Raw genomic sequence first — 25893 nt, forward strand, 5'->3', positions numbered from 1 at the left:
CGCCTGAACAGGAGGAACCCGCCTGTCGATATCGTCTAGCGCCCGAACAATCGGGCTTCTTGGGCTGACAGCCAGCGCGCTGGCAGGGTGCGGGAAACCGGACGCTGATCCGCGAACCGCACCGCCACTGGTACGAATCGCTGCCGCCGGCACGGCTGAGGGTGCGAATCGCGAATTCACCGGCATCGTCGGCTCGCGGGTGCAGAGCGATCTCGGCTTCCGGGTCGCGGGCAAGGTGGTGGAGCGGTTGGTCGATGCCGGGCAGGTCGTCCGCCGTGGGCAGCCGCTGATGCGCATCGACTCCACGGACTACACGCTCGCGGCGCAGGCGGCGGCGAGCACGGTGGCGGCCGCCCGCGCTCGCGAGGTGCAGGCCAGTGCCGACGAGCGCCGCTATCGGGAGCTCGTCTCGGCCGGCGCGGTCTCCGCCTCCGCCTATGACCAGGCGAAAGCCGCATCGCTTTCCGCGCGTGCGCAGCTCTCCGCCGCCGAGGCGCAGGCGCGCGTCAGCCGGAACGATGCCGGCTATACGGTGCTGGTCGCGGACGCGGACGGCACCGTAGCCGAGACGCTTGCCGAGCCGGGACAGGTGGTCGCGGCCGGCCAGACGGTCGTCCGCCTTGCACGCTCGGGCCCGCGCGAAGCGATCGTTGCGCTGCCCGAGACGCTCCGCCCCGCGCTTGGAACCGAGGCGGAGGCGCGGACCTATAGCGGCCTTGGCGGCACCGCGCGGCTGCGCCAGCTCAGCGATGCCGCCGACCCGGCGACACGGACCTTCGAGGCGCGCTTCGTCCTTGCCGGCGCTCCCGCGGCCGCCCCGCTGGGTTCGACGGTTACGATCCGGCTCGGCGTGCCCGGTCAGGCCTCGACCCTCTCGGTGCCACTCAGCGCGATCTATGATCGCGGACAAGGGCCGGGAGTTTGGACGATCGCCGGCCAGGCGAACCCGAAGGTCAGCTGGCGTCCGGTGAAACTGGTCACGATCGGCGAGGAAGCCGCGACCGTCACCGCAGGGCTGCGGCCGGGCGAGCGTTTCGTCGCGCTGGGCGCACACATGCTCCGCCAGGGCCAGCAGGTTCGCATCGTGGGGGCGGTCCGTTGAGCGAGACGCCAGAGCCGAAGGGCAGGTTCAACCTGTCCGCACTGGCGGTCCGTGAGCGGGCGGTCACCCTGTTCTTCATCGTCGCCATCACACTCGCTGGCATCGTCGCCTTTCTGAGCCTCGGCCGCGCCGAGGATCCGAGCTTCACCATCAAGCAGATGACCGTGGTCACTGCTTGGCCCGGCGCCACCGCGCAGGAAATGCAGGATCAGGTCGCCGAGCCGCTCGAGAAGCGCCTGCAGGAGCTGCGCTGGTACGACCGCGCGGAGACGTTCACACGCCCCGGCCTTGCCTTCACGACGCTGATCCTGCGCGACCAGACACCCCCGTCCGAAGTGCAGGAACAATTCTACCAGGCACGCAAGAAGCTGCAGGACGAGACGCCAAGGCTACCCCAAGGTGTCGCCGGTCCGTTCGTAAACGACGAATATGGCGATGTGACCTTCGCCCTCTATGCGCTGAAAGCGAAGGGTGAGCCGCAGCGCGAGCTTGCCCGGCAGGCGGAGGCACTGCGCCAGCGGTTGCTGCACGTGCCCGGCGTCAAGAAGATCAACATCGTCGGCGAGCGGCCCGAGCGCATCTTCGTGGAGTTCGCGCAGGATCGGCTGGCGACGCTCGGCATAGCGCCGCGCGCGATCTTCTCGGCGCTCGCACAGCAGAATCTGGTCACGCCTGCGGGCGCGGTCGAGGCGAACGGGCCGCAGGTGCTGGTGCGCCTCGACGGCGCCTTCGACGATCTCGACAAGATCCGAGACCTGCCGATCGCCGCCAATGGCAAGACCCTGCGCCTGGCGGACGTCGCCCAGGTCCGGCGCGGCTATGAGGATCCGGCTACCTTCCTGATCCGCAACCAGGGCGAGCCGACGCTGCTGCTCGGCGTGGTCATGCGCGAGGGTTGGAACGGGCTCGATCTCGGCAAGTCGTTGAAGGCCGAAGTCGCGGCGATCTCTTCCGAACTGCCGCTGGGAATGACTCTCGACTCCGTGACCGACCAGTCGGTGAACATCTCGGCGGCGGTCGATCAGTTCATGCGGACGTTCCTGGAGGCGCTCGCGATCGTGATGATCGTCAGTTTCATCGCGCTCGGCTGGAGGGTCGGCATGGTCGTGGCGGGCGCGGTCCCGCTGACGCTTGCGATTGTCCTGGTCATCATGTGGTCTACCGGGCGGGTGCTGGACCGCATCACGCTGGGCGCACTGGTCCTGGCGCTCGGGTTGCTCGTCGACGACGCGATCATTGCGATCGAGATGATGGTCGTGAAGATGGAAGAGGGCTTCGATCGCATCAAGGCATCGGCCTATGCCTGGAGCCACACCGCGGCACCGATGCTGGCGGGTACGCTGGTGACCGTGATCGGCCTGATGCCGGTCGGCTTCGCGAAGTCCACGGCCGGCGAATATGCGGGCAACATCTTCTGGGTGGTCGGCTTCGCGCTGCTCGCCTCCTGGCTCGTGGCAGTGGTCTTCACGCCGTATATGGGGGTCAAGCTGCTGCCGGCGATCAAGCCGGTCCAAGGCGGCCATGACGCCATCTATCAGACGCCGCGCTACCAGAGGGTGCGCCAATTGATCCGCTGGGCAGCGACGCGCAACCGGCTGGTGACGATCTCGACGCTGGTCGCATTCCTCGTCGCCGGCGCGGGCATGGTGCTGGTGAAGAAGCAGTTCTTCCCCACTTCCGACCGGCCCGAGGTCTTGGTCGAAGTCCAGATGCCCAAGGGCACCTCGATCGAGCAGACCAGCGCTGCGACCGAACAGGTCGAAGCCTGGCTGCGCAAACAGCCGGAGGCGCAAATCGTCACCGCCTATGTCGGGCAAGGCGCGCCGCGCTTCTTCATGTCGCTTTCGCCCGAACTGCCCGATCCGTCCTTCGCCAAGATCATCGTGCGCACGCCGGACGAGGAGGCGCGCGATGCGCTGAAGGAGCGGCTGCGGCGTGCGGTTGCTGACGGTCTCGCTCCGACGGCGCAGGTGCGTGCGACGCAGCTCCTGTTCGGTCCCCCTTCGCCCTATCCGGTCGCGTTCCGCGTCAGCGGACCCGATGTCGACAAGGTGCGCGCCATCGCCGAGCAGGTCCGCACGATCATGGTCGCGGATCCGATGATGCGCACGGTCAACACCGACTGGGGCGAGCGCGTGCCGACGCTTCACTTCGTGCTCGATCAGGACCGATTGCGTGCCATGGGCCTTACCTCGGGCGATGTCGGCGAGCAGCTGCAGTTCCTGCTCTCGGGCGTGACGGTTTCGCAGGCGCGCGAGGACATCCGCACCGTCGATGTGGTCGCGCGTTCCGCCGGGGAGACCCGACTCGATCCCGCGCGCATCGGCGATTTCACGCTGACCGCGGCGAATGGCCAGCGCGTTCCGATCAGCCAGGTCGGCAAGCTCGAGTTGCGCATGGAGGACCCGATCCTGCTGCGCCGCGACCGCGTGCCGACGATCACCGTACGTGGCGATATCGCCAACGGCCTGCAGCCGCCTGACGTTTCGACCGCGATGTTACGAAAGCTCCAGCCCGTGATCGACACGCTGCCGCCGGGCTATCAAATCGACATGGGCGGCTCGATCGAGGAAGCGGGCAAGGCCAACGCCGCGCTCGCCCCGGTCTTCCCGATCATGATCCTGTTGATGATGATCGTCATCATGCTGCAGGTCCGCAGCTTCTCCGCGATGACGATCGTACTGCTGACCGCGCCGCTGGGCTTGATCGGCGTGGTGCCGACGCTGCTGGTGGCCGGCCAGCCCTTCGGGTTCAACGCCATCCTGGGGCTGATCTCGCTGGCCGGAATCCTGATGCGCAACACGCTGATCCTCATCGGCCAGATCCACGAGAATGAACACCAGGGCCGGACGCCGTTCGACGCGGTGGTCGAGGCGACGGTGCAGCGCTCGCGTCCGGTGATCCTGACGGCGCTGGCTGCGGTCCTCGCCTTCGTGCCCCTCACCCATTCGGTCTTCTGGGGCGCGATGGCCTTCACCCTGATCGGCGGCACGCTGATCGGCACGATCCTGACGCTCGTCTTCCTGCCCGCGCTCTATGCACTCTGGTACCGGATCAAACCCGGCGAGCAGAATCCGCCAGCGGTGGTAGCGGCGGCATGAGTGCCGCGGAACCTGGCGGGCTGGGCGCGACGCCCTGTCAGGAGAGCGGGATAAGGAAGTCTCTCCGGCCTGTCGATTCCTCAACCGCTTCCCACGATGGTAGCGACGTCGAAGATCCGATCGCGCCGCTCGAGGGACGATGGGTATTGCGGATCCTTGCGTGTCTCAACACCGGTGAGCAGCGGTTCGCGGACCTGCGGTCTGCGATCCCACGCGTCAGCGCGAATATCCTCACCGACCGGCTCCGAGCGCTGGAATGCGCGGGGATCGTTGAGCGGCGCTATCTCCCACCCCCGCATGCCAGCCACGTTTACGCGCTGACCGAAATCGGCGCCGGGTTGAAGCCGGTTCTCGGCGCGCTCGCAAGCTGGCGAGCCACGCAATCCGATATTTCCATCCCCTCGCGTCGCACTGGTGAATCATAGGCCCTGGAAAGGAGCAGTCACGATGAAGCTGAAGGAAACCCTCCGCCGGGTCTGGCGTACTTTCGAGGCTCTGGCCGATGCCGCAGACTATGACCCGCTCGCCGATCTCACGGCGCGAGTCGAGCAGCTCGAACGTACAGTAACCGACATCGGCAAAAAGTCCCAGATCTCCGCCTAATAGCCTCGCCCCGCATCGTTGGCCGGCGGATCGCGCGACGGGCAGCCTTCGGGAATGCCGATGACGCTAGCAGACCACCGATGTGGGGCGCGAAGCAGCCCCGCTCAGTGATCTCAGAGCCCTCCGGCCTGATGCTTGCTCAGGCCGGAGGGCACAGCCTGGATCAGCTGGCCGGCTTGGGCATGATTCCGGCAGCGATTGCCGCGCCATAGGCTTGCGACACAAAATCCATCATCGCATTGGACGAGCTTGACGCGGCCGCGAAGGCAGGCTCGTCATGCATGTCTCGCGCAACTGCCTTTACCTTTCGCGTGAGGATCGGATCACCGTTGGTCGCCTCGAACACCTTGTTCATCCAGCGCCGGGCAAGGTCCACCGCTTCGGGCGTGTGCGGGTCACCCGTCTCCATGAGCCGCGTCGCCTCCGCGTGCAGCGCTTCCCAGCCGGCGTCTGGTTCGAGCATGCTCTTCGCACCATTGGTCGCCAGTTCTGCTTGGTCTGAGGCAGAAAGATGCCTAGCCGCGATTCTTTCGTAGCGCGCCGCCAGATCGTCGTTGCTCTTCTCGTTCATCGTGATTTCCTTGGTGAGGTTTATCAGATAGTCCGGTGAAAGGCCCGCGCTCACGGCGATTTTGGCTCGCGCTGCGGCGATGAGGTGAAGCGCGCGCTCCACTCGTCGTGCTTCTTCGCGGAGCACCCGTTCTTGCAATGCGAGGAAGCTGGAGAGATCGGGTAAGCCGCCGGATACCAAAGCAGCTATCCGGCTGAGCGAGAACCCAAAGCTCTTTAGCGCCATCACATGATGGAGCCGCGCGATCTGCTCCGGCCCGTAAACTCGCCAGCCAGCCGCGGTGCGGTCCGCTTTTACCAGGCCGTGGGCTTCATAAAGTCGGAGCGCTTTCACGCTCACCCCTAATCGGCGAGCGACCTCGGCAGTGCGAAGATTGGGTCCAGAGTTTGCCACGACGCCGTCCTTCATCGAACGCACCAACCTATCGGGCCTGCCCCAGGGGCCGGCGCAAGCACAATCTCACGACCGCTTCCAAATGTAGAAGCGTAGTCTCCTAACGGCCGATAATGAGGCGCAAAACCGCCGCCGATTTGGGCCGACGCGCACCCCTACCCGTGTAATCGCCTTGATCGGCTGCCGAAATCGACTGTAACGACCTTGCTGTCATCGGCGGGCTTTCCGCTATCGTCTCCGCCGCGAAGCTGGTCGAGATAGTCGGACCAGTGCTGCATCATCCGCACGCGCTCTTCCCAATATTGTCCGCGCGCATAGGCGCGCCGCACGCCGTTGTTCTCCATGTGCGCGAGCTGCCGTTCGATCGCGTCCGGGTTCCACAGCCCCATCTCGTTCAGCAGCGTTGCTGCCATCGCGCGAAAGCCATGCGCGGTCATCTCGCTGCCGCTGTAACCCATACGCCGGAGCGCGAAGGTGACGGTATTCTCCGACATGGGGCGCTTCCAGGTATGCGAGGCCGGGAAGACATAGGGACTGTGGCCGGTCAGCGGACGTATCTCGTCGAGCAGGTCGAGCACCTGCCGCGACAGCGGCACCTGATGTGGCCAGCGCATCTTCATCTTCTCGGCCGGAATCGACCAGACCGCGCGCTCCAGATCGAATTCGCTCCATTCGGCTCGGCGCAGTTCTCCAGGGCGCACGAAGACGTGCGGCGTCATTCGCAGCGCGAGCTTGGTGATCGTGTATCCGGGGCAATCGTCGATGTCCCGGAGCAGCTTGCCGACCTCTTTCGGGCGCGTGATCGCGGCGAAGTGCTTTGTCTTGGGGACGATGATCGCGCCGCGCAGGTCGCGTGCAGGGTCAACCTTCGCCCGCCCCGTGGCGATGCCGTAGCGAAACACGCGGCTGATCACACTTCGCATGCGCCGCGCGCTCTCATAGCGGCCGGTTGCCTCGATCTTTCGAAGCACGGCCAGCACTTCCTGCACTTCGATCTCATGTATCGGCAGCTCCCCGATGAACGGATAGACCTTCTCGAGCAGCCAGCGCACCTTGCTGAGCGTCACTTCCGCCCGCTCTTCCCGGGTGATCTTGACGAACCACTCCTCGGCGACCGCCCGGAACGTGTTGTTCGCATCGAAATGGGCGCGCAGCTTCCGGCGCTTCTTCTCGACCATCGGATCGATGCCGTCCGCGACCATCCGTCGCGCGGAGTCGCGTTTGACGCGGGCGTCGGCAAGGCTGACCTCGGGCCACACGCCGATCGCGAGCGTCTTCTGCTTGTCGAGGAAGCGATAGCGCAGTCGCCAGTACTTAGCGCCGTTCGGCATCACCAGGAGGAAGAGGGAGCGCTCGTCGCTGAGCTTGTAGGGCTTCGTTCGAGGTTGCGCGTTTCTGATCGTAAGGGCCGTAAGAGCCATGGGGTATCTCCGTCCGAAAACGGGCGAATCCACTGCCGATTTATGCCACCAAAGTTGGTGGTATGTCGGCGGACCCGCCCAAATCTCGTCGGAAAGATATTTGGAAAAAGGCTTTTTACCCAGCCACTTACGCGACGCCTCTGGACGTCAATGGACTGGGAAAATGGTGCCCAGAAGAGGACTCGAACCTCCACGCCCTTGCGAGCGCCAGCACCTGAAGCTGGTGCGTCTACCAATTCCGCCATCTGGGCACGGGGTAGGCGAGCGCCTCTACGGGGGACCCAATCCGCTGTCAACAGCTCCGAAAACATTTTGCGGATCATTTTATTGCGCTGCGCAAATGCGGACCTATCCGCCCGCTGTCGGCCGCGTTGCCGGCCGGGGCCGCGCGATACAGCCCGGAGGATCAGGCGCTTGAAGGGAAGCGACGGCACGGTGTTGCGCCAATGGCATCCACCCGCCGGCCGCGACGCGCGCTTACGCCGCGGCCGGATCCGGACAGATGGCGCGCTTCAAAACCTTGGGCTGATCGATGCGCGTCCGCCGTGATCAGCCCCCGGTCCAGCGCCAGAGAAGGATGGTGGCATCTCAGGACTGAAATGAACGCGCCACCACCCGCCCCCACCTCAACCATCCGCCCGCCGACGGTCCTGGCCGAATCTCGCATAGAGCGTCGGCAGCACGAACAGAGTCAGCAGCGTCGCGCTGATCAGCCCCCCGATCACCACGGTGGCCAATGGTTTCTGCACCTCGGCACCCGCGCCATGGCCGAGCGCCATCGGCACGAAGCCCAGACTCGCCACCAGCGCGGTCATCGCCACCGGCCGCAGGCGGGCGAGCGCCCCTTCCCGCGCCGCAGTCGCGCGATCACGCCCTTCGGCGACGAGCTGCTGGATCGCGGTCAGCATGACCAGTCCGTTGAGCACGGCGATGCCCGATAGGGCGATCAGCCCTACCGCAGCGGAGATCGAGAACGGCATCCCGCGCAGCAGCAGGGCAAGCACGCCACCGACAAGCGCCAGCGGCACGCCGGTGAACACGATCGCAGCGTCACGGAGATTGCCGAGTGCCCCGAACAGCAGGAGCAGGATCAGCGCGAAACAGCCCGGCACCACCAGCATCAGCCGGTCGCGCGCGGAGGCGAGGTTCTCGAATTGCCCGCCCCATTCGAGCCAGGTGCCCGCTGGCAGCTGCACCTCGCGCCCGATCGCCGCGCGGGCATCGGCGACCACGCCGGCAACGTCGCGACCGCGGACATTGGCCTGCACCACCACGCGGCGCTTGCCGTTCTCGCGGCTGATCTGGTTGGGCCCGTCGACCAGCCGGATATCGGCGACCGAGGCAAGCGGCACGAAGCCGCCCCCAGGCGTTGGCACCGGAGTCTGCCCCAGCTTCTCGAGATCGGCGCGCGATGCGTCGTCGAGGCGGACCACCACCGGGAAACTGCGATCGCCCTCGAAGATCCTGCCCGCCTCGCGGCCGCCCACGGCAATGGCGACCGTATCGGCCACATCCTGCGCGCTGACGCCCACCACCGAGGCACGATCCTGCGCATAGGCGATGTCGAGCATCGGCAGGCCCTCGGTCTGCTCCACCTTCACATCTTGCGCCCCGGGCGTGCGGCGCAGCACCGCGGCGATCTTCGCGGCGGTGGCGTTCATCTCGGCAAAGTCCTCGCCGAACACCTTCACGGCAACGTCCGAGCGAACGCCCGCGATCAGCTCGTTGAAGCGCATCTGGATCGGCTGGGTGACTTCATAGGCATGGCCGGGGACGCTCGCGAGCCGCGCCTCGATCCGCTCGACCACCGAAGATTTCGGCTCGGACGGGCTGGGCCAGTCCTTGCGGTCCTTGAGCATGATGAAGGTGTCGGTGGCGTTGGGCGGCATCGGATCGGAGGCGACCTCCGCGGTGCCGGTGCGCGAGAACACCGTCCGGATCTCGGGCATGCCGCGCAGCGCGCGCTCGATCTGGAACTGCATCGCCTGGCTCTGCTCGACCGAGGTGCCGGGCACCCGGAAGGCCGAGACCAGCACATCGCCCTCATCGAGCTGGGGCAGAAATTCCTGGCCCAGGGTGGTGAAGGCCAGCCCACCGATCGCGGCCGCGCCGATCGCGATACCGATCACCAGCTTCGGCCAGTGCAGCGCACGGTCCAGCCCCGGTTCGTAGCGCCGGCGCAGCCAGGCGAGGATACGGTTCTCCTTCTCCGCGACCGGCCGAGACAACAGGCAGGCGATCGCCGCCGGCACGAAGGTGATCGAAAGCAAGAAGGCGCAGGCCAGCGCGATGATCACGGTAAGCGCCATCGGCTCGAAGGTCCGCCCCTCGACCCCGCTCAGCGTCAGCAGCGGCACATAGACGAGGATGACGATCGCCTGGCCATAGACCGAGGGGCGGATCATCTCGCGGGCGGCGGCGGCGATCACTTCGAGCCGTTCCGGCAGCGCGAGCGCCCGCCCCTCGGCATGCTGGCGATCCGCGATGCGCCGCAGGGCATTCTCGACGATGATCACCGCGCCATCGACGATCAGCCCGAAGTCGAGCGCGCCGAGGCTCATCAGGTTCGCCGACACGCCGATACGGAGCATCCCGAAGCTCGTCATCAGCATGGTGATCGGGATGACCAATGCCGCGATCAGCGCCGCGCGGAGGTTTCCGAGCAGCAGGAACAGCACCGCGATCACCAGCAGCGCACCTTCGGAGAGATTGCGCGCGACGGTGGCGATGGTCGCATCGACCAGCCTGGTCCGGTCGAGCACCGGCTCGATCACGATGTCGCGCGGCAGTGCGGGCCCGATCGCCTTGAGCTTGGCATCGACGCCCGAGGAAACGGTGCGGCTGTTCTCGCCGATCCGCATGATCGCGGTGCCGGTGACGACTTCCTTCGCATTCTCCGAGCCCGAGCCCATCCGGACGCCCTGGCCGAGCCGCACCTCCGCGACCTGCCCGAGCGTGATCGGCACGCCGTCCCAGGTGGCGATCACCCGGTCGCGCAGCTGGGCAAGGCTGCGGATGCGCGCATCGGCACGCACCGCCAGCCCCTCGCCGTTCCGGTTGACCGTGCCGCCGCCGGTGGCGACGTTGTTGCGCTCCAGCGCCGTCGCGAGATCGGCGAGCGAGAGCCGGAGCGCCGCCAGCCGCTGCGCATCGGGGACCACGAGATATTCCTTCTCGTATCCGCCGAGCGAATCCACGCCCGCCACGCCGTCCACCGCCTTCACCTGCGGCGCGACGATCCAGTCCTGCACGGTGTGGAGATAGGTCGCCTTGTCGGCCTCGTTCGCCAGCCGATCACCCTCGGGGGTGATATAGCTGCCGTCGGGCTGGAGGCCCGGTTCGCCGGGGCGATGCTGGGCATGGCCGCGCTCGGCATAGCGCAGCGTCCAGATATAGACCTCGCCCAGGCCGGTCGCGATCGGCCCCATCTCGGGCCGGACCCCGTCGGGCAGCGTCTCCTGCGCCGCGGTCAGGCGCTCCTGCACCTGCGCCCTGGCGAAATAGATATCGGTCGAATCGCTGAATACGGCGGTGACCTGCGCGAAGCCGTTGCGGCTCAGCGAGCGGGTGTTCTCCAGCCCTTTGATCCCGGCCAGCGCCGTCTCGATCGGAAAGGCGACCTGCTTCTCGATCAGCTCGGGCGACAGGGCCGGTGCGAGGACGTTGACCTGCACCTGGTTGTTGGTGATGTCGGGCACGGCGTCGATCGGCAGGCGCCACAGGCTGGCGGCTCCGATGATCGCGGCGATGGCGGTGAGCAACAGGACAAGCCAGCGCTTGTCGACGGCCCAGCTGACGAGCTTGCCGATCATCGCTCAGTCCTCATGCCCGGCTTCGGCAGCGCCGAGCGCGGACTTCAGGGTGAAGCTGTTGGTCGCGGCGATCTGCTCGCGCCCGGTGAGGCCGCCGGTCACGACCACCGCGGCACCATCCTGCCGCCCAAGCGTGATGGGTGTGGCGCGGAAGCCGCTGTCGGTGCGGACGAACACCATTGCCTTGCCTTCGACGGTCTGCACCGCGGTGGTCGGCACGCGTAGTGCACCATCGCCGCCCGCGCCGGGAAGCTGGACCGCGGCATTGACCGTCTCGCCGACGCGCCAGCTTCCGCTGCGATTGTCGAGCCGCGCGATCGCCCGCACCAGCCGGGTCTGCGGATCGAGCGCGGGGGATATGAAGCGGATACTGGCGGTCGCACGCCGGCCGGGCGCGCTGATCTCCACCGGGCTGCCCGGCCTGACGCGCGCAGCGTCCGCCGCCGAGAGCGACAGAGTTATGCTCAGCTGGCCGGTATCGGCGATACGGAACAGCTCGGTCTCGGCCGCGTCGGCCATGAACACCTGCCCCAGCGAGGCGCTCCGGGCGACGATCCGGCCCGAAATCGGTGCAGCGACGACGATCCGGTTGAGGCTGGTGCCGCGCACGCCCGAAGCGGCGAGTTGCTGCCGGGCGAGCCGCAACCCCGTTTCGGCCTGCTCGAAATCGGCGCGCGAGATCTGGACTTCGCGCAGGGGCCGGAACCCGCGCTTGTAGAGCGCTTCGTCGCGGTCGAGCGTGGCGCGGGCCAGCTTCAGCCGCGAGACCGCCTTCTCGACCTCCGCCTGCATCGACGCAGCCTCGCGGCTTTCGAGGATCGCCAGCGTCTCGCCGCGCCGAACCTGGTCGCCGAGGTTGCGGGTGAGCGCGACGACCCGGCCCTCGATCGGGGCAGCGACCACACGGGTCAGGTCGGGATCGCTTTCGATCATGGCGGGGGCCTCGATCGCGCCGCCGGCGCCGCCAAGGGTCGGCCGGACGAGTTCGATGCCCGCCGTCGCGATCTGCTGCGGCGTCAGGGTGACGACGCCTTCCGCCGTATGGCCGGCCTCGGCCTCTCCCTCGGCGTGGTTTTCCGGAGTACCGGACGGGTTGCCACCGCCCCCACAAGCGGCGAGCGTGAACAGGAGCGGCAATGCCGCAAAGATGCGTTGCATGGATTCTTCCCTGGATCGGCGGAGAGTCACGCCGAGCGAGCCTTGAAAATTGACGACGGGCGCGAGGGCCCGAGGATCAGGCGCGCGGAGGCTCCAGGGCAGGATCGATCATGCGCTTCGCAAGCCGGGACATGCTGGACGCGCTGGGCCTCTCGCCCCTGTTCGTCACCAGAAGGAAGGCCGGGGAAGCAGTGGGCGCGGACAGGCTGTGCCCGTGGCAGGTGGCATGATGATGCGGGAAGGGCTGGTCGCCATCGGCGGGAACCTGATCGGCATCGCCTTCGACGTGCGCGGCGCCCTCGCAACTGGCCGGGGTCGCACCATAGTTCTCCTGCGCGTGCACGGTCGCCGTCGCCATCAGCGACGACGCCAGCAGGCAAAGGAGCAAGACCCATGCGCGTCGCAGCATCACCCCCGGCATAGCCGCTGAGGATCGCAATGTCATCGCGAGGCAGTCATTCGCCATCGGCATCCCCTGAGTCGGCGCTTCGGGCTCGACCCGTGCACCCTGAAGTGGCTAGAGGGTCAAGGATGAAGATCGGCGACCTGGCCCGCGCCACCGGCACCAAGGTGGAGACGATCCGCTATTACGAGGCGGAGGGGCTGATCCCGGCGCCTGCGCGCAACGGCGGCAACTACCGGATCTACGAGCAGCCGCATCTCGACCGGCTGTCCTTCATCCGCCGCTCGCGCGATCTCGGCTTCACGCTGGACCAGGTGCGGACGCTGCTGCGGCTGGCCGACGACCGCGGCGCGCCCTGCAGCGAGGTGGACGCGATCACCATCGCCCATGTCGCCGAGATCGACCGCAAGCTAGCGGACCTGCAGGCGCTGCGGGAAGAGCTCGTCCGCCGCCTGGATGGCTGCAAGGGCCCGACGATCGCCGATTGCCGCATCATCGAGGCGCTCTCCCCGCGACGCGTCCCGGCCTGACCCTCGCGACCCTGCGGTGCAATCCGCCCTTGTTTCAAATCGGCCACGTCCTGCGGAAAACACACTTTGGCTGGATGAAATCCGGGAAAGCGACTTGCGCGACGAACGGGTCAGAGATGGCCCCGGAGCAAAATCTGAAGTTTCGCACCGTCCATCGCCGCCGTAGCATTGGCGCTCGCCCAACGTGTCCGGGCTTCCTGCATGATCCGCAAATGGGCGAAAATGTCGTCAAGCCGTACCGAGTCGACGGCCTGCCCGCCCACTGCCAGCAGAGCGTCGAACACGCCCAAGATGTAGGCATTCAAGTTAAGCACCAGACCTTCGACGTTGGCGGAGGGGCTGGCGCGATGCACGATGCGGTTGCGTTCGCGGTAAATTCTTTGCAGCTGCCAACGGCTCTTATCCGAGCGCGTGGTCAGCATCTTCCACGCGTCGCCCACGGTCTGACCGGCCTCCCATAGCTCGCGGAGGCGCTGCCGCGCGAGAGGGTTGTTGGCGACAAGCTCGCCAATCTCCGTTTGAACGGGCGCGTTCTGCGCCAAGCAGAACGTGGCCGCAAGCCGCGTGACAAAGTCCCCCGAAGGAGATTCCGAGCGCTGCAACAGCGCTACATAGTCGTTCTGATAGAATCCCCGGAGATCATCGTGCAACGTCTTAACATGGCGGTGAAAAGCCTGCTGTTCGAGGCATGCCACCACGTCGTGGCTGAACGCGGCTATTCGGCTGCCAGATCCGCTCGGTGCCGGCAGAAGTCCCTCGATGCTCGACCAAAGCGCTAGCAGTTGGCTTGACGGGCTTTCCGAGTGGAACGCGTCAGCATAGGTCGTCAGTGCGTTCGTCAGGCGATTTTGATCCAGCTCAGTCCATCGCCGATCCAGCACAAAGGCAAACCGTGCGCGGCGATCTGTCGCGGTGGGCGTGGCACTTCCCCGTCCCCCCCGGATCAAGTCCTGCGGATCCCGAAGGACCGTGGCCGAACCCTCTTCACGCCCGGCGATGATTGCGGGCCACCAAGAGAGCTTGGCGCGCGGTCGGTCGGTGTACGCGACCGCGCGAAGCCTCGACAGGTGCGCTTCGCAACGGTTTCTGGCGTCGACCGCGTCAAGAGCCGGTGTATGCCAACCATATACGCGAAGCCCGCCTCCAGGCGGCAGTTCCAGTCGGGCGTGCGGGGGCCAGCCGCTTGGCCAATCTGCTTTCGTCAGAGCTTTGAACTCCTCACGATCGTCGAGAAGCGCGGCCAAGTCCGGCGACACCGCTATGCCCACGAAGTGGTCGTGCAACTTGTTGTGAGGAAAGTTCTCGAAGAATGCCTGAACCTCTCGAACAAGATTTTCCTCCATTTCCCGTTCGAATAGAAAGCTCCGAACCCGAAAGTGGATCGACTGTGGGTGGTAGCCCGCATTGAGCAGATAGGCGCAAAAGTTCTCGGTCACGAGACGGAAGGACCGCCGGTTCCTTGGCTTGCCGTGCTTGATCGCCGCCGCGATGTATTCACGGCATTTGCGAAGGTATCCGGGTGCGAGTGTCGATGCGAGGAACCGCACGGCTTCTATAGCCTCGCGAGGGTTGTCACCGCCGTTGGACAGCCGCGGAAGGACCGAGTTCCACGCCACGGCGTATTCGTGCGTGACAATCGGATCACGGGCCAGATACGCCTTGAGCTCCTGAATTAGAAACGACAGCGACAGTGCGATGCCCGCTGCGTGTGCCTCCTCCCAGGTGCGCTCAACTTCGCGGAGACGGTGATAGCTGTCGAGCGATAGGACGCGCAGCGCATCGGGCGAGCGATTGTTCAGGAGCTCATCCATCAATTGTGCAAAGTAAAGTAGGGTGTCAGCCTCCTTCCGATGAACCCACGGCCACGGCTCTCCCTCTTCTTTCAATGGCATCCGCATGTTCGTCCATCTCCCCAGCGGACACGCCGCGACCATGTCGCGCTCGATCAGCGACGTGCTGACCTGCCAAGTCCTTGATCATCCCGGTATGGCAGTACCTGAGCCGAGAGAGACAGACTAGGCGTTAGCGTGCGCGAGATGCCCTCGAGCCGCGCAGCGGGCGAGATCTTGCCGCACAGCGGCTGAGGTGCGCGAAAGTGCTCCAGCTTGAGCGTCAAAGCTCGATCTTAGGAGAGGCCGAGGGCCCGCTTTCCTTAAGAGCGTCAAAAAATTCATCCATGTCACCTTCGCTAAGTCGAAGATATTGCGCGTAATCGATGATGGGCTTCTTCGGGTGCCTGGGCTTGTCTCCAGCTCCATCCAGTCCGGCCCAGGCTTCCTCGATCTGCGCAACAACAGGGTCGAACATGCTACGATTAGATTTCTGCTGCCAAAGCTCGTCACTGTTGTGCTTGATGCAGTTCACCACCTTGTTGAGCTTGTTCAGTCCCTCGGCCACGATGTATCCCGCATCCGTCAGGGTCTTCTTGTGGCGAAAGTGATCGTATCGCCGCGACTCCGAATCGCTCATCCAATGAACTGCGTGCCGCTCCCACGCATGGTAGATAGTTACCGCAAATCCCTCTCGAACCAACTGAAGCGAGTTGCGTGCCTCTAGTATCTCCTCGCCAAGGTGATCGCCATATTCTACCCAATGCTCATAATCGGCGTCGATCTTGGACGGCCTTCGCTTATCATGTTCCCGCCCGAACGCCTCCGCTTCCTTCACCGCTGCGTCGAGATGCTCACGCGCAGCTTCATAAGCCTTGCGAAGCTGTTGGACGGCGTGGTTCCACCGCCACCGTCGTGTACGGTCGGAGCTTGCCGAAGTTTTCATCTTGCTCCTTACGGCGCGCTTAGGTCTGCCGCTCAAGTCTTCCTCCTGGCTGGTTGACGCGGGATGATGGTGGCCTTTCTGCGCTCAGCAAGTATCGGTTTCCCCAGGCGAGCGCAGGGGATGCGCATGAGCGATGTGCCTTACTCGATCGAGGGCGTCCCGCATTGGTTTGGATGGTATCTTTCCAAGCCCAACGCCACCTTCTCAGTCTCTTTGGCCCCGATCAATCAGTGCAGTTTGATGAGTTTCGAGCATACACCCGCGTAGTCGAAAAGCTTCGCGCCTATGTCATCGATTATCTTGCGCTGAGAGCGGACGCGGCGGCCTTGGCCGAAATCGAAGCTGAAATCGGCTCCGAGATGGCCGCGCTTTTCGCTTCGAGCGGGCTCGATATCCCAACGGCCAATCCAATCGAGAGCAGGCGCGACCAGCGTGCCGAGATGCGCGCGCAGGCACCAAAGCATTCGAGGATGCAGCGCCGATCAACAGCCGGGCGAGCCAACTCTCGTCGGGCTTGCGGCCAAAGCCTCGCTTGAGCCGGCACAGGAAGCGGAAGACCTCGTTGACCTCAGCGGGGGGTACGATCATCGGGTTTGAAGGCGGATCATTCTGAGCGGGCCGGCTTAGCCCTCGTGCCGCCCCAATGCACCTCTCGGAGCGACGGCCGAAGCCGGATGTTGGAAACCTGATCAACAAGCGCGCCTACCTTTGCCAGCGAACCGGTTGGGCATGCGTACGCGCCACCCGGCCGACAATCTTGACCGAGCTTTCGTTGAATGGGGTTTCCACGCCCCACCTCCCGGCTTTCACGGAAGGCACTGCGATCATGAGCCGGCTCGATGGGCTTCGCATAGGGGTTTGCAATGAGCGCGCTGGAGGTGCGGATGCCTTCATATAAGATGGCGAGCCTGTCGCGATTCAGCTCCACGACTAGGCAACCCAAAAGGCGCAACACTTGCTGCTAACCCTTCGCCACTGCTAGCTAACCGCAATTACGCGCGTTGGGGGATTAAGAATGGCGACGTCCGGCACGGACCTGGGTTTCGAGTCCGAGCTCTTCAAGGCAGCTGACAAGTTGCGCGGCAATCTCGAGCCGTCCGAATACAAGCATATCGCGCTTGGTCTGATCTTTCTCAAATATGTGTCGGACGCGTTCGACATCCAGCATGCGAAACTGGAGAAGGAGGAGTTCGCCGATCCGGAGGATCCGGAAGAGTATCTGGCGGAACGTGTGTTCTGGGTCCCGCCGATTGCCCGCTGGTCGCACCTGAAAGCCAATGCCCGCGCGCGCGAAATCCCGATCACCGATCCGGTGACCGGCGCCGAGCGCAAGGTCGACATCGGCGGCCTGATCGATGCGGCGATGGAAGCGATCGAGAAGGCGAATGCAGCGACGCTCAAAGGCGTCCTCCCCAAGAATTACGGTAGCCCGACGCTCGACAAGGTGATGATCGGCGACCTGGTCATGCTGTTTTCCGACATCGACATGCGCGGCGTCGAAGGGCAGCCAACCGACCTCCTCGGCCGCGCCTACGAATATTTCCTTTCGGGCTTCGCCGGCGCCGAAGGGCGGCGCGGCGGCGAATTCTTCACGCCCCGATCGGTCGTGCGCGTGATCGTGGAGATGCTGGAGCCCTATAAGGGCCGCGTCTACGATCCCTGCTGCGGCTCGGGGGGCATGTTCGTCCAGTCCGAACAGTTCATCGAGGATCACGCCGACCAGAAGGACCTCGACAAGGCCAGGCGCCAGATCTCCATCTACGGCCAAGAGCGCAACAACACGACGTGGAAGCTCGCCAAGATGAACCTGGCGGTTCGCGGGATCGACGCGGACATCCAGTGGAACAATGAAGGCAGCTTCCTGCGCGATGCCTTTCCCACGCAGAAGTTCGATTTCATCATGGCCAATCCACCGTTCAACGTGTCGGACTGGTGGCGCGAGAGCCTGGCCGAGGACGCGCGGTGGCAGCATTTCGGCACGCCGCCGCAAGGCAACGCCAATTTCGCCTGGCTCTCGCACATCTACCATCACCTCGCGCCGCGCGGCACCGCGGGTGTGGTGCTGGCCAATGGATCGATGAGCAGCCAGTCGGGCGGCGAAGGCGATATCCGGCGCCAGATGGTAGAGAAGGACGCGGTCGATTGCATGATCGCGCTGCCAGGCCAGCTCTTCTACTCGACCCAGATCCCGGCGTGCTTGTGGTTCCTGGCTCGCGACAAGAGCGCGAACGGGCACCGCAATCGCAAGGGCGAGGTGCTGTTCATCGACGCGCGGAACATGGGCTTCATGGCGGACCGTACGCGGCGGGATTTTTCTGATCGAGAAATCGAAGCGCTAACCGAAACCTATCATCGATGGCGAGCAAAGCCCGAAAATCTGGAGCCGCTTGGGCTGAAACCCTATGAGGACGTGCCCGGATTTTGCCGCAGCGTCAGCAGGTCGACCATCACCAAGGAAGGCTATGTCCTGACTCCTGGCCGCTACGTCGGCAATGAGGAGGAAGAGGATGACGGCTTCGAATTTGAAGGGCACCTGGCTAGCTTGCTTGCCACGTTGGAAAAGCAGTTTTCCGAGACCTTGAAGCAACAGGCGACCGTACTTTCAGCCCTCAACGGTGTGTCGGCGCATGACTGACGCGCCTGTAAGGGCCTTGGGCGAGGTCGCATTCGAAAATACGCGAAGATTTGGAAAATCAGACACCGACGGAATTGTATACGGCGTCGACAAATCCGTCGGCCTTACGTCTGAACCGCGCTATCAATCAGCAAACCTGTCGCGATATAAGCGCTTGGAACAGGGCATGTTCGCCTATAATCCTATGCGACTCAACATTGGATCGATCGGTTTCTGCTCTTCAGAACACGAAGCAGGGATTGTCAGCCCAGACTACATTGTATTTGAATGCGACCAAGACTATTTGCTTCCAGATTTTTTCTACTACCATACAAAGAGCCGGATTTGGCGGAAGTGGCTAGCACTCGCTGGGCAAGGATCCGTCCGTGAAAGGATCTACTTTGGCAATCTCGCACAATATGAATTTCGCGTCCCCAATTTACTCTATCAAAAAGCGGCAGTACATATCCTATCGGGCTTGGATGACACCTTGGCGCTCATTAGGCGCTCCAATGCTACACTAGAAGCGATAGCGCAGGCAGTGTTCCGAGATTGGTTCATAGATTTCGGCCCGGTCCACCGCAAACTGGCCGGCGCGACCGACCCGACCAGGGTCTTAGGTGGTCTCATTCAAGATTATTCGCAGGCATCCCGGATTGCGGCCTTATTTCCCAGCGCACTGGGTGCGGATGGACTCCCAGTAGGCTGGTCTTTGGGAGAATTCGGAGACTTGGCTCAGACAGTCGGAAATACTGTCGAACCAGCAAATTTGCCGGCTAAAATGCCCTACATTGGCCTAGAGCACATGCCTCGCAGGTCGATGGTACTCGATCAGTGGGGCAGTGCAAGCGAGGTGCATTCAGCCAAGACTTCGTTTAAAAAAAATGACATCTTGTTCGGCAAACTCCGTCCATATTTCCACAAGGTTGGCATCGCGGCCGTAGATGGGGTTTCATCAACCGATATTGTGGTACTGAACGCTAATCTAGTTCACGACCATGCCTTGATTGCCTGTTGTGCGGCCAGCGCAGCATTTGTGTCTTTCACCAATCAGGATTCAGACGGCACCAAGATGCCTCGCACTGGCTGGGCGAGAATGAAAAGGTATCCATTGGCTATTGCTGATGTGTCCGTCAGGAAGAATTTTCAAGCCGTGGTCGGGCCGTGCCTTCGCAAGATGGTTGCCTCGGTTACCGAAAATCACGCATTAGCCCAAACCCGTGATTATCTACTTCCTCACCTGATGTCCGGAAGAGTCAGCATCTTCGACGCGGAACGGAGGGCTAGCTAATGAACTATTTCCGCCAACGCTTCATCGATGCCTTGAACGAGGAAGGTGATATCGAAGTCGCCGGACAAGTCTGGACGCGCCATCAAGTGCTCGAAACGATGGACGCTGCCGCTGAGCGCGATGTGTTCAACGGCTGGGTCGACGAGCAGAAGATCGCTGCCAAGGACCGCTGCCACGATTTCCTGCGCGACTATGGATGCCTCCAGCGTTTTCAGGCGATGATGGCAAGGCATCGCAACGGCTTCGTCCTGCCATTTGTTGGCGCCGGCATGTCGCTCGCTAGTGGTTTTCGGCTGTGGGGCGATTTTCTGACGCAACTGATGGCGGATTTCCCCGAGGCGTTGCCCGATGTTCAGGCCCATTTGGCGTTGTACGAATATGAGGAAGCCGCCGAGCGCGTGCTGCAAACCCTGGGGGCAGGCGTGCTCGCCGAGGAAATTTCCAACCAGATGGGCGACCATCTACCGGCGGCGCTGGCCGGGCCCGTGCAATTGTTCCCGGCCCTGTTTCGCACCGAAGTGTTCACGACGAATTTCGACTATGTGCTCGATCGGGCCTACGGGAACGCAGACGCGGGTTTTGCGCGTGAGTTCAAGGGATCGGAGCTGCGTCAGGCGGCACAGCGGATGGCGAATGACCCGCATTGCCTTTTGCGCCTCCACGGTGAGGGCGCCACCGCCGAAGACAGGGTGCTGACGCTGAGCGAATACAACGCAGCCTATGCCGAGAACGCCGGTCTGCGCGGTGCACTTACGTCGCTGATCGGGACGAAGAGCCTGCTCTTCATGGGCTGTAGCCTGAACACTGACCGGACCTTTCAGGCGCTCCGGGAAATCCGCGATGCCGCCAATGGCGAGGCGGTCCGGCACTACGCCTTTCTACCATTTCCGGGCGAGGCGAGGCGCGCCACGAGACGCATAGCGCTGGGCGAAGCCGAAATACACCCTATCTATTATCCGCCGGAAGATCATGATGCGGGCATCGAGGACCTGCTGATCACGATGATGGAGGGCGGCCTCTAGTGGCCTTCCTCCGCGAGGAACACATCGAGCAGGCCGGCATCGAAACGCTGCGCCAGCTCGGCTGGCTCTACCTGCACGGACAGGACATCGCCCCGGACGGTGTCTCGCCGCAGCGCCCCAGCTATTCCGACGCGGTGCTGATCCCCCGGCTCGAGCGGTGGGTAGCGCAGATCAACCCCTCACTGCCCGGCGAGGCGATCGAGGCAGCGCTCCGCCTGCTACTGACCAGCGACACGCCCAACCTGATCGAGGAAAACCGGCGCATCCATCGCTATCTGGTCGACGGGATCGACATCGACTACCGCCTGCCCGACGGGCGTGTCACCGGCGGCAAGGTGTGGCTGATCGACTTCGACAATGTCGAGATGAACGACTGGCTGGTGGTCAATCAATTCACCCTGATCGAAGGTAGGCACAACCGCCGCCCGGATCTGGTGCTCTTCGTCAACGGCCTGCCTTTGGCCGTGCTGGAACTCAAGAATCCGGGATCGGAGAATGCCACGCTGACTGCGGCGTTCCGGCAGCTCGAAACCTATAAGCAGCAGCTGCCGTCGCTCTTCCGCACCAATGCCGTGCTGGTGACTTCGGACGGGATCAAGGCGCGCATCGGATCGCTCACCGCGGACGAAGAGCGGTTTATGCCGTGGCGCACGATCGACGGCGAAGACTATGCGCCGCCGGGCACGCCTGAACTCGATACGCTGCTGAAGGGCGTGTTCGATCGCGCCAATTTCCTGCGATTGATCCGCGACTTCACCGTGTTCGGCGACAAGGGGGCAGGACCGTTCAAGATCATCGCGGGCTATCACCAGTTCCACGGCGCGCAAAAGGCGGTGCGCGAGGCGATCCAAGCCAGCCGCCCGGACGGCGATCGCAAGATTGGTGTTATCTGGCACACGCAAGGTTCGGGCAAGAGCTTCCTGATGGCCTTCTTCGCCGGCTTGGCCGTCGCCTCGACCGAATTGGAAAACCCGACGATCGTTGTGCTGACCGATCGCAACGACTTGGACGACCAGTTGTTTGGGACGTTCGCCCTGTGCAGCGATCTGATCCGGCAGAAGCCACTGCAGGCGGAGACCCGCGAGGATCTGAAGCGATTGCTCGACCGCTCGGCCGGCGGCGTGATCTTCGCGACGGTCCAGAAATTCTCGCCGATCGGCAGCGAGGAAAATTTCCCCCTCCTGACCGAGCGGCGCAATGTGATCGTCGTCGCCGACGAAGCGCATCGCAGCCAATATGGCCTTGCCGCACGCATCGACTCCGGGACCGGCCGGAAGCGCTATGGCTATGCCCATTATATCCGACAGGCCCTGCCCAATGCGTCGTTCATCGGCTTCACCGGGACACCGGTCGAAGGGAGCGACAGGAACACCCCTGCCATCTTCGGCGACTATATCGACATCTACGATATCTCCCGCGCAGTCGAGGACGGGGCGACCGTCCCCATCTATTATGAAAGTCGCCTGGCACGCATCGCATTGGACGAGGATGAAAAGCCGCTGATCGACGCGGAGATCGAGGCGCTCGTTGAAGACGACACGCTGACCGAAGCCGAGAAATTCAAGGCGAAATGGTCCAGCGTCGAGGCGCTGGTCGGCTCGAAGAAGCGGTTGAAACAGGTTGCCCTCGACATTGTGACGCATCTCGAGGCGCGGCTGACAGCCTTGGAAGGCAAGGCGATGGCGGTCTGCATGAGCAGGCGGATTTGCGTGGCGCTCTATAACGAGATCGTTGCGCTTCGGCCGGAATGGCATTCGGAGGACGACGACAAAGGTGCCATCAAGATCGTGATGACGGGCGCCGCCTCCGACCCGAAGGAGTGGCAGCAACATATCGGCGGTAAGCGGCGTCGGGACACGCTCGCTGCGCGGGCGCGCGATGTGGAGGACCCCTTAAAGCTGGTGATCGTGCGCGACATGTGGCTGACCGGCTTCGACGCCCCGTGCATGAATACGATGTACGTGGACAAACCCATGCGGGGACATGGCCTGATGCAGGCTATCGCCCGCGTAAACCGCGTCTTCCGCGACAAACCTGGCGGTCTAATCGTCGATTATATCGGCATCTACCAGAACATGCGCTTGGCGCTTGCGGACTACAGCTCGCAAGATCGGGACAAGACCGGCATCGACGAGGAGCAAGCCGTCGCCGCGCTCAAGGAATGGTATGAACGTGTTTCGGGACTCTTTCACGGCTTCGAATATCGCACCGCGCTCCAGGGATCGCCGCGGGAAAAGCTGGCGGCTTTGGCGGGCGGTCTCGACCTGATCCTGCACTGGCAGGAAGAGGAGTCGCAGAAAGCCCGATCGCCGGAGGACGCAAAACATGCGCATCGGGCCTATGACGGCATGGTCCTGAACCTGTCCAAGGCGTTCGCACTCGCCGCAGCCAGTTCGTTCGCGAGTGCCGTCCGTGACGAGGTGGGGTATTTCGAAGCGATCAAGGCGGCGCTCATCAAATCGGACGGGCGCTCGAAACTATCTTCTGGCGACCGATCCCTTGCGATCCGCCAATTGATCGACCGCGCCGTTGGCGATGCAGAAATCGTTGACGTGTTGAAAGCCGCCGGTGTGCAATCACCCGACATTTCGATCCTGTCGGAGGAATTTCTAACTGAGATCGCTCAATTCAAACAGAAAAATCTGGCGCTTGAGGCGCTCAAGAAGCTGCTCGCCGGCGAGATTTCAATTCGCGCGAAAAGCAATCACGTCGAGGCTCGATCCTTTTCCAGGCGCCTGGAGGAAGCGGTGGCTCGGTATCACGCCAACACTATCTCCGCGCTCGAGATGATTCAGGAGCTGATTGCGATCGCCAAGGAAATCCGCGCATCGCGGGACCGCGGCGACGAACTTGGCATGTCGGCAGAAGAGCTCGCCTTCTATGACGCGCTCGCAGACAACGATAGTGCAGTCGAGGCGATGGGGAATGAACGCCTCAAGGTTATCGCTCATGAACTTGTCGTACAGCTACAAAGCAACGTGACTGTGGACTGGCACAAACGTGAGAGTGCTCGTGCGCGAATGCGCGTTCTCGTCAAGCGCATCCTCAAAAAATATGGATATCCGCCCGACCTCGCCGACGAAGCCGTCCAAACGGTGTTGCAGCAAGCAGAATTACTCCTTCGAGAGACAGCTGCAGTATAGCGTACGCGCTAGGTAGCCGGGCTCACACTCTTTGAGGCCCTTCCTTGGTGCGGCGCAGGGCCTGCAGGCGTCCGAACCGCGCACTCGTCCAGCACATTCCAACCTCCTGCCTAGTCAAAGAGGTGTAACGCCGGATTGAGCCCACTCTCTAGCCCAAAGCACCACCCACCCAGCACCCAAGCCACAATCCAGCCGAACGCCCGTCCGCAAGGGAACGCCCGCATATCCTTGTTTCAACGCTATAAAGGTGATGGTGCCGCCTACAGGACTCGAACCTGTGACCCCCGCATTACGAATGCGATGCTCTACCAGCTGAGCTAAGGCGGCCAACCGAACGGAAGTGCTTCCACCCCCGAAGGAGCGGCGCGCTTACCAGCATGTTTTGTAGCTGACAAGCGCCCCCGAAACCCTTGCCGCCAAAACCTCCGTAAAAGCACCGCCTTTACGCGTCGTTTACCACAGGGCGTGCACAAGCCGTTCTACAAATAAGGGGGCGCGTTCGCCCCGAGTGGAGCATCTGGCATGGACATGGCGCGCGGCAGCAATCACCCGCTCGACTCGAACCCGCGAGGAGAGCCGGACGAGGCCGTCAACGATCGCCCGCTCGAAATCGGCACCGACGAGCGCCGCATGCACGTGCGCGCCTACAACCACTGGGTCTCGCTGCTCCACGGCCGCGCCTATCCGTCGATCGAAGACCTCGATCCGGACAACATCATGGATTTCGGCGCGCACAGCGTGCTGCTCGATTTCTCCAAGGGCGTCGACGATCCCGCGATTCGCTTCCTCGGCCGCGCGCTGCGCGAGGAGACCGGGCTCGACACGTCGATCACCCATGTCGCCCAGGTGCCCAGCCGCTCTTTGCTCTCGCGCCTGACCGACCATTATCTCCAGATCATCGCGAATCGCGCGCCGATCGGCTTCGAGGCCGAGTTCGTCGGCACGCGCGGGCACAACACGCTCTATCGCGGCATCCTGATGCCCTTCTCGTCCGACAGCCAGGCCGATGGAGACACGATCGACTTCATCTATGGCGTGATCAACTGGAAGGAACTGGTCGACGCCGAGACCCAGGCCAAGCTCGAGGCCGAGGTCGAGGAAGCCCGCCGCACCGCGCCGCGCAGCCTGGTCGCCGCCCCGGTCTGGGCCGATGGTCCCAGCGCCGGCCTCGCGCCCAGCGCCCCGGCCGAAGAGGCGCCCGCCGAATCGCCCGCCCGCGCCGATGCCAGCCTGGCCGACAAGCTGCTGCTCGCCCGCGAATCGGCCGCCGCCGCCCGCGCCTCGGACACCCGCAGCCGCTCGGCGCTCTACCGCGCGCTCGCCCGCGCCTATGATTTCGCGCTCGCCGCCGACGAGGATGGCGAGACCTATGCCGAGCTGCTCGCCGATGCCGGCCTCACCGTCCAGGCCCGCGCGCCGATGACCCCGGCAGTGAAGCTCGTCTTCGGTGCCGATTACGACAAGACCCGCGTCACCGAATTCGCCGCGGTGCTCAGCCATGCAAAGCGCGCAGACGTGCCGCAGGGCGGGCTCGACGCCTTCCTCGATTCGGCCGAGGGCGGCATCAAGGGCGTGGTGAAGGCCGAGCGTGAGTTCCGCCGCCCGGCGCCGAAGCCCGACACCTTCGCCCAGATTGCCGCCGAGCTGCGCAGCCGCCCGCCGCTCGCCCATATCGACATCACGGTCGACATGCCGACGAACAGCGAGTTCGTCGTGCTGCTCGCCCGCGCCGGCAAGAAGGGCCTCGATATCGTCGCCCGGGTCGAGGACAGCCCGCTCACCGAACGCGCGGTCCGCAAGGCCGCGGCCTGAACCCGCCTGCATCACAGTTCCCGTCGTCACCCCCGCGAAAGCGGGGGCCCATCTCCTGCGCGTGCAACCAATACGCCTGCCGTATTCGCGGATAGTCCGCGAGATTAGTCCCCGCTTTCGCGGGGATGACGGCAAGATTGGG

The 25893-nt window shown here is 63.8% G+C and carries 18 protein-coding genes and 2 tRNA genes; 10 read left to right on the plus strand and 10 right to left on the minus strand.

The annotated features are described in order from the left end of the window. Positions 1-79 precede the first annotated feature (79 nt). The 4 genes from ACEN8G_RS15750 to ACEN8G_RS15765 are packed head-to-tail and all read left to right on the plus strand — an operon-like array spanning position 80 to position 4806. Entirely contained in the window at positions 80-1102 is a 1023-nt protein-coding gene (locus tag ACEN8G_RS15750; RefSeq protein WP_413413791.1) for an efflux RND transporter periplasmic adaptor subunit, read from the plus strand. After that, positions 1099-4203: an efflux RND transporter permease subunit gene (locus ACEN8G_RS15755; RefSeq protein ID WP_413413782.1), complete on the plus strand. Its 3105-nt coding sequence runs from the start codon at positions 1099-1101 to the stop codon at positions 4201-4203. Before ACEN8G_RS15750 ends, ACEN8G_RS15755 begins: the two co-directional genes overlap by 4 nt. After that, positions 4200-4628, plus strand: coding sequence for a winged helix-turn-helix transcriptional regulator (locus ACEN8G_RS15760; RefSeq protein WP_413413784.1), 429 nt, complete (start codon positions 4200-4202; stop codon positions 4626-4628). Before ACEN8G_RS15755 ends, ACEN8G_RS15760 begins: the two co-directional genes overlap by 4 nt. A gap of 22 nt (positions 4629-4650) precedes the next feature. Further along, the gene (locus tag ACEN8G_RS15765) at positions 4651-4806 is read left to right on the plus strand and encodes a hypothetical protein (RefSeq protein ID WP_413413785.1); all 156 of its coding nucleotides are present in this window, start codon (positions 4651-4653) and stop codon (positions 4804-4806) included. Between the two features lie 163 nt (positions 4807-4969). On the opposite strand, the gene ACEN8G_RS15770 is transcribed toward ACEN8G_RS15765, so the two are convergent. From ACEN8G_RS15770 to ACEN8G_RS15795, 6 genes are all read right to left on the minus strand, one after another. Further along, positions 4970-5785, minus strand: coding sequence for a MerR family transcriptional regulator (locus ACEN8G_RS15770; protein WP_413413792.1), 816 nt, complete (start codon positions 5783-5785; stop codon positions 4970-4972). Positions 5786-5925: 140 nt separating this feature from the next. Continuing rightward, positions 5926-7191: a tyrosine-type recombinase/integrase gene (locus ACEN8G_RS15775; protein WP_413413786.1), complete on the minus strand. Its 1266-nt coding sequence runs from the start codon at positions 7189-7191 to the stop codon at positions 5926-5928. A 164-nt stretch (positions 7192-7355) separates the two neighbouring features. After that, a tRNA-Leu gene (locus tag ACEN8G_RS15780) sits at positions 7356-7442 on the minus strand. Positions 7443-7817: 375 nt separating this feature from the next. Continuing rightward, the gene (locus ACEN8G_RS15785; protein ID WP_413416050.1) at positions 7818-11003 is read right to left on the minus strand and encodes an efflux RND transporter permease subunit; all 3186 of its coding nucleotides are present in this window, start codon (positions 11001-11003) and stop codon (positions 7818-7820) included. A gap of 3 nt (positions 11004-11006) precedes the next feature. Beyond that, the gene (locus tag ACEN8G_RS15790) at positions 11007-12161 is read right to left on the minus strand and encodes an efflux RND transporter periplasmic adaptor subunit (RefSeq protein WP_413416049.1); all 1155 of its coding nucleotides are present in this window, start codon (positions 12159-12161) and stop codon (positions 11007-11009) included. A 76-nt stretch (positions 12162-12237) separates the two neighbouring features. Continuing rightward, complete coding sequence (locus ACEN8G_RS15795) at positions 12238-12570, minus strand: hypothetical protein (protein ID WP_413416048.1); 333 nt, start codon at positions 12568-12570, stop codon at positions 12238-12240. 122 nt (positions 12571-12692) lie between these two features. Here ACEN8G_RS15795 and ACEN8G_RS15800 point away from each other — a divergent pair, with 122 nt between their 5' ends. Further along, positions 12693-13094: a MerR family transcriptional regulator gene (locus ACEN8G_RS15800; protein ID WP_413416047.1), complete on the plus strand. Its 402-nt coding sequence runs from the start codon at positions 12693-12695 to the stop codon at positions 13092-13094. Positions 13095-13204: 110 nt separating this feature from the next. Here ACEN8G_RS15800 and ACEN8G_RS15805 read toward each other — a convergent pair whose 3' ends face one another. The 3 genes from ACEN8G_RS15805 to ACEN8G_RS15815 all read right to left on the minus strand — a co-directional run bounded on the left by ACEN8G_RS15805 (position 13205) and on the right by ACEN8G_RS15815 (position 16333). Further along, positions 13205-14905 (minus strand): hypothetical protein, encoded by a 1701-nt coding sequence (locus ACEN8G_RS15805; RefSeq protein WP_413416046.1) that lies wholly within the window; start codon positions 14903-14905, stop codon positions 13205-13207. Between the two features lie 301 nt (positions 14906-15206). Continuing rightward, a complete protein-coding gene (locus ACEN8G_RS15810; protein ID WP_413416045.1) occupies positions 15207-15869 on the minus strand; it encodes a hypothetical protein in 663 nt (220 codons plus the stop codon). 227 nt (positions 15870-16096) lie between these two features. Further along, positions 16097-16333, minus strand: a complete 237-nt coding sequence (locus ACEN8G_RS15815) for a hypothetical protein (RefSeq protein ID WP_413416044.1) — start codon at positions 16331-16333, stop codon at positions 16097-16099. 551 nt (positions 16334-16884) lie between these two features. Here ACEN8G_RS15815 and ACEN8G_RS15820 point away from each other — a divergent pair. The 4 genes from ACEN8G_RS15820 to ACEN8G_RS15835 are packed head-to-tail and all read left to right on the plus strand — an operon-like array spanning position 16885 to position 23939. Next, positions 16885-18504, plus strand: coding sequence for an N-6 DNA methylase (locus ACEN8G_RS15820; RefSeq protein WP_413416042.1), 1620 nt, complete (start codon positions 16885-16887; stop codon positions 18502-18504). Then, positions 18497-19774 (plus strand): restriction endonuclease subunit S, encoded by a 1278-nt coding sequence (locus tag ACEN8G_RS15825; RefSeq protein WP_413416041.1) that lies wholly within the window; start codon positions 18497-18499, stop codon positions 19772-19774. The genes ACEN8G_RS15820 and ACEN8G_RS15825 overlap by 8 nt, the downstream gene beginning before the upstream one ends. After that, a complete protein-coding gene (locus tag ACEN8G_RS15830) occupies positions 19774-20796 on the plus strand; it encodes an SIR2 family NAD-dependent protein deacylase (protein WP_413416040.1) in 1023 nt (340 codons plus the stop codon). Before ACEN8G_RS15825 ends, ACEN8G_RS15830 begins: the two co-directional genes overlap by 1 nt. Beyond that, positions 20796-23939 (plus strand): type I restriction endonuclease subunit R, encoded by a 3144-nt coding sequence (locus tag ACEN8G_RS15835; protein ID WP_413416039.1) that lies wholly within the window; start codon positions 20796-20798, stop codon positions 23937-23939. The genes ACEN8G_RS15830 and ACEN8G_RS15835 overlap by 1 nt, the downstream gene beginning before the upstream one ends. Positions 23940-24190: 251 nt before the next feature. On the opposite strand, the gene ACEN8G_RS15840 is transcribed toward ACEN8G_RS15835, so the two are convergent. Next, positions 24191-24266, minus strand: a tRNA-Thr gene (locus ACEN8G_RS15840). Between the two features lie 195 nt (positions 24267-24461). Here ACEN8G_RS15840 and ACEN8G_RS15845 point away from each other — a divergent pair. Next, on the plus strand, positions 24462-25751 hold the full coding sequence (locus ACEN8G_RS15845; protein ID WP_413416038.1) for a hypothetical protein: 1290 nt from the start codon (positions 24462-24464) through the stop codon (positions 25749-25751). Positions 25752-25893: the final 142 nt, after the last annotated feature.

The organism is Sphingomonas sp. Sphisp66, assembly GCF_047324325.1.
In the GTDB taxonomy this organism is placed as follows: Bacteria; Pseudomonadota; Alphaproteobacteria; order Sphingomonadales; family Sphingomonadaceae; genus Sphingomonas.

Bases quoted from the DNA above. Each gene is read 5' to 3' on its own strand.
- ACEN8G_RS15800 (WP_413416047.1), top strand. From the start codon at position 12,693: ATGAAGATCGGCGACCTGGCCCGCGCCACCGGCACCAAGGTGGAGACG.
- ACEN8G_RS15775 (WP_413413786.1), bottom strand. From the start codon at position 7,191: ATGGCTCTTACGGCCCTTACGATCAGAAACGCGCAACCTCGAACGAAG.
- ACEN8G_RS15770 (WP_413413792.1), bottom strand. From the start codon at position 5,785: ATGAAGGACGGCGTCGTGGCAAACTCTGGACCCAATCTTCGCACTGCC.
- ACEN8G_RS15830 (WP_413416040.1), top strand. From the start codon at position 19,774: ATGAACTATTTCCGCCAACGCTTCATCGATGCCTTGAACGAGGAAGGT.
- ACEN8G_RS15810 (WP_413416045.1), bottom strand. From the start codon at position 15,869: ATGAAAACTTCGGCAAGCTCCGACCGTACACGACGGTGGCGGTGGAAC.
- ACEN8G_RS15785 (WP_413416050.1), bottom strand. From the start codon at position 11,003: ATGATCGGCAAGCTCGTCAGCTGGGCCGTCGACAAGCGCTGGCTTGTC.
- ACEN8G_RS15760 (WP_413413784.1), top strand. From the start codon at position 4,200: ATGAGTGCCGCGGAACCTGGCGGGCTGGGCGCGACGCCCTGTCAGGAG.
- ACEN8G_RS15790 (WP_413416049.1), bottom strand. From the start codon at position 12,161: ATGCAACGCATCTTTGCGGCATTGCCGCTCCTGTTCACGCTCGCCGCT.
- ACEN8G_RS15765 (WP_413413785.1), top strand. From the start codon at position 4,651: ATGAAGCTGAAGGAAACCCTCCGCCGGGTCTGGCGTACTTTCGAGGCT.
- ACEN8G_RS15825 (WP_413416041.1), top strand. From the start codon at position 18,497: ATGACTGACGCGCCTGTAAGGGCCTTGGGCGAGGTCGCATTCGAAAAT.
- ACEN8G_RS15845 (WP_413416038.1), top strand. From the start codon at position 24,462: ATGGACATGGCGCGCGGCAGCAATCACCCGCTCGACTCGAACCCGCGA.
- ACEN8G_RS15815 (WP_413416044.1), bottom strand. From the start codon at position 16,333: ATGCTTTGGTGCCTGCGCGCGCATCTCGGCACGCTGGTCGCGCCTGCT.
- ACEN8G_RS15795 (WP_413416048.1), bottom strand. From the start codon at position 12,570: ATGCTGCGACGCGCATGGGTCTTGCTCCTTTGCCTGCTGGCGTCGTCG.
- ACEN8G_RS15805 (WP_413416046.1), bottom strand. From the start codon at position 14,905: ATGGATGAGCTCCTGAACAATCGCTCGCCCGATGCGCTGCGCGTCCTA.
- ACEN8G_RS15820 (WP_413416042.1), top strand. From the start codon at position 16,885: ATGGCGACGTCCGGCACGGACCTGGGTTTCGAGTCCGAGCTCTTCAAG.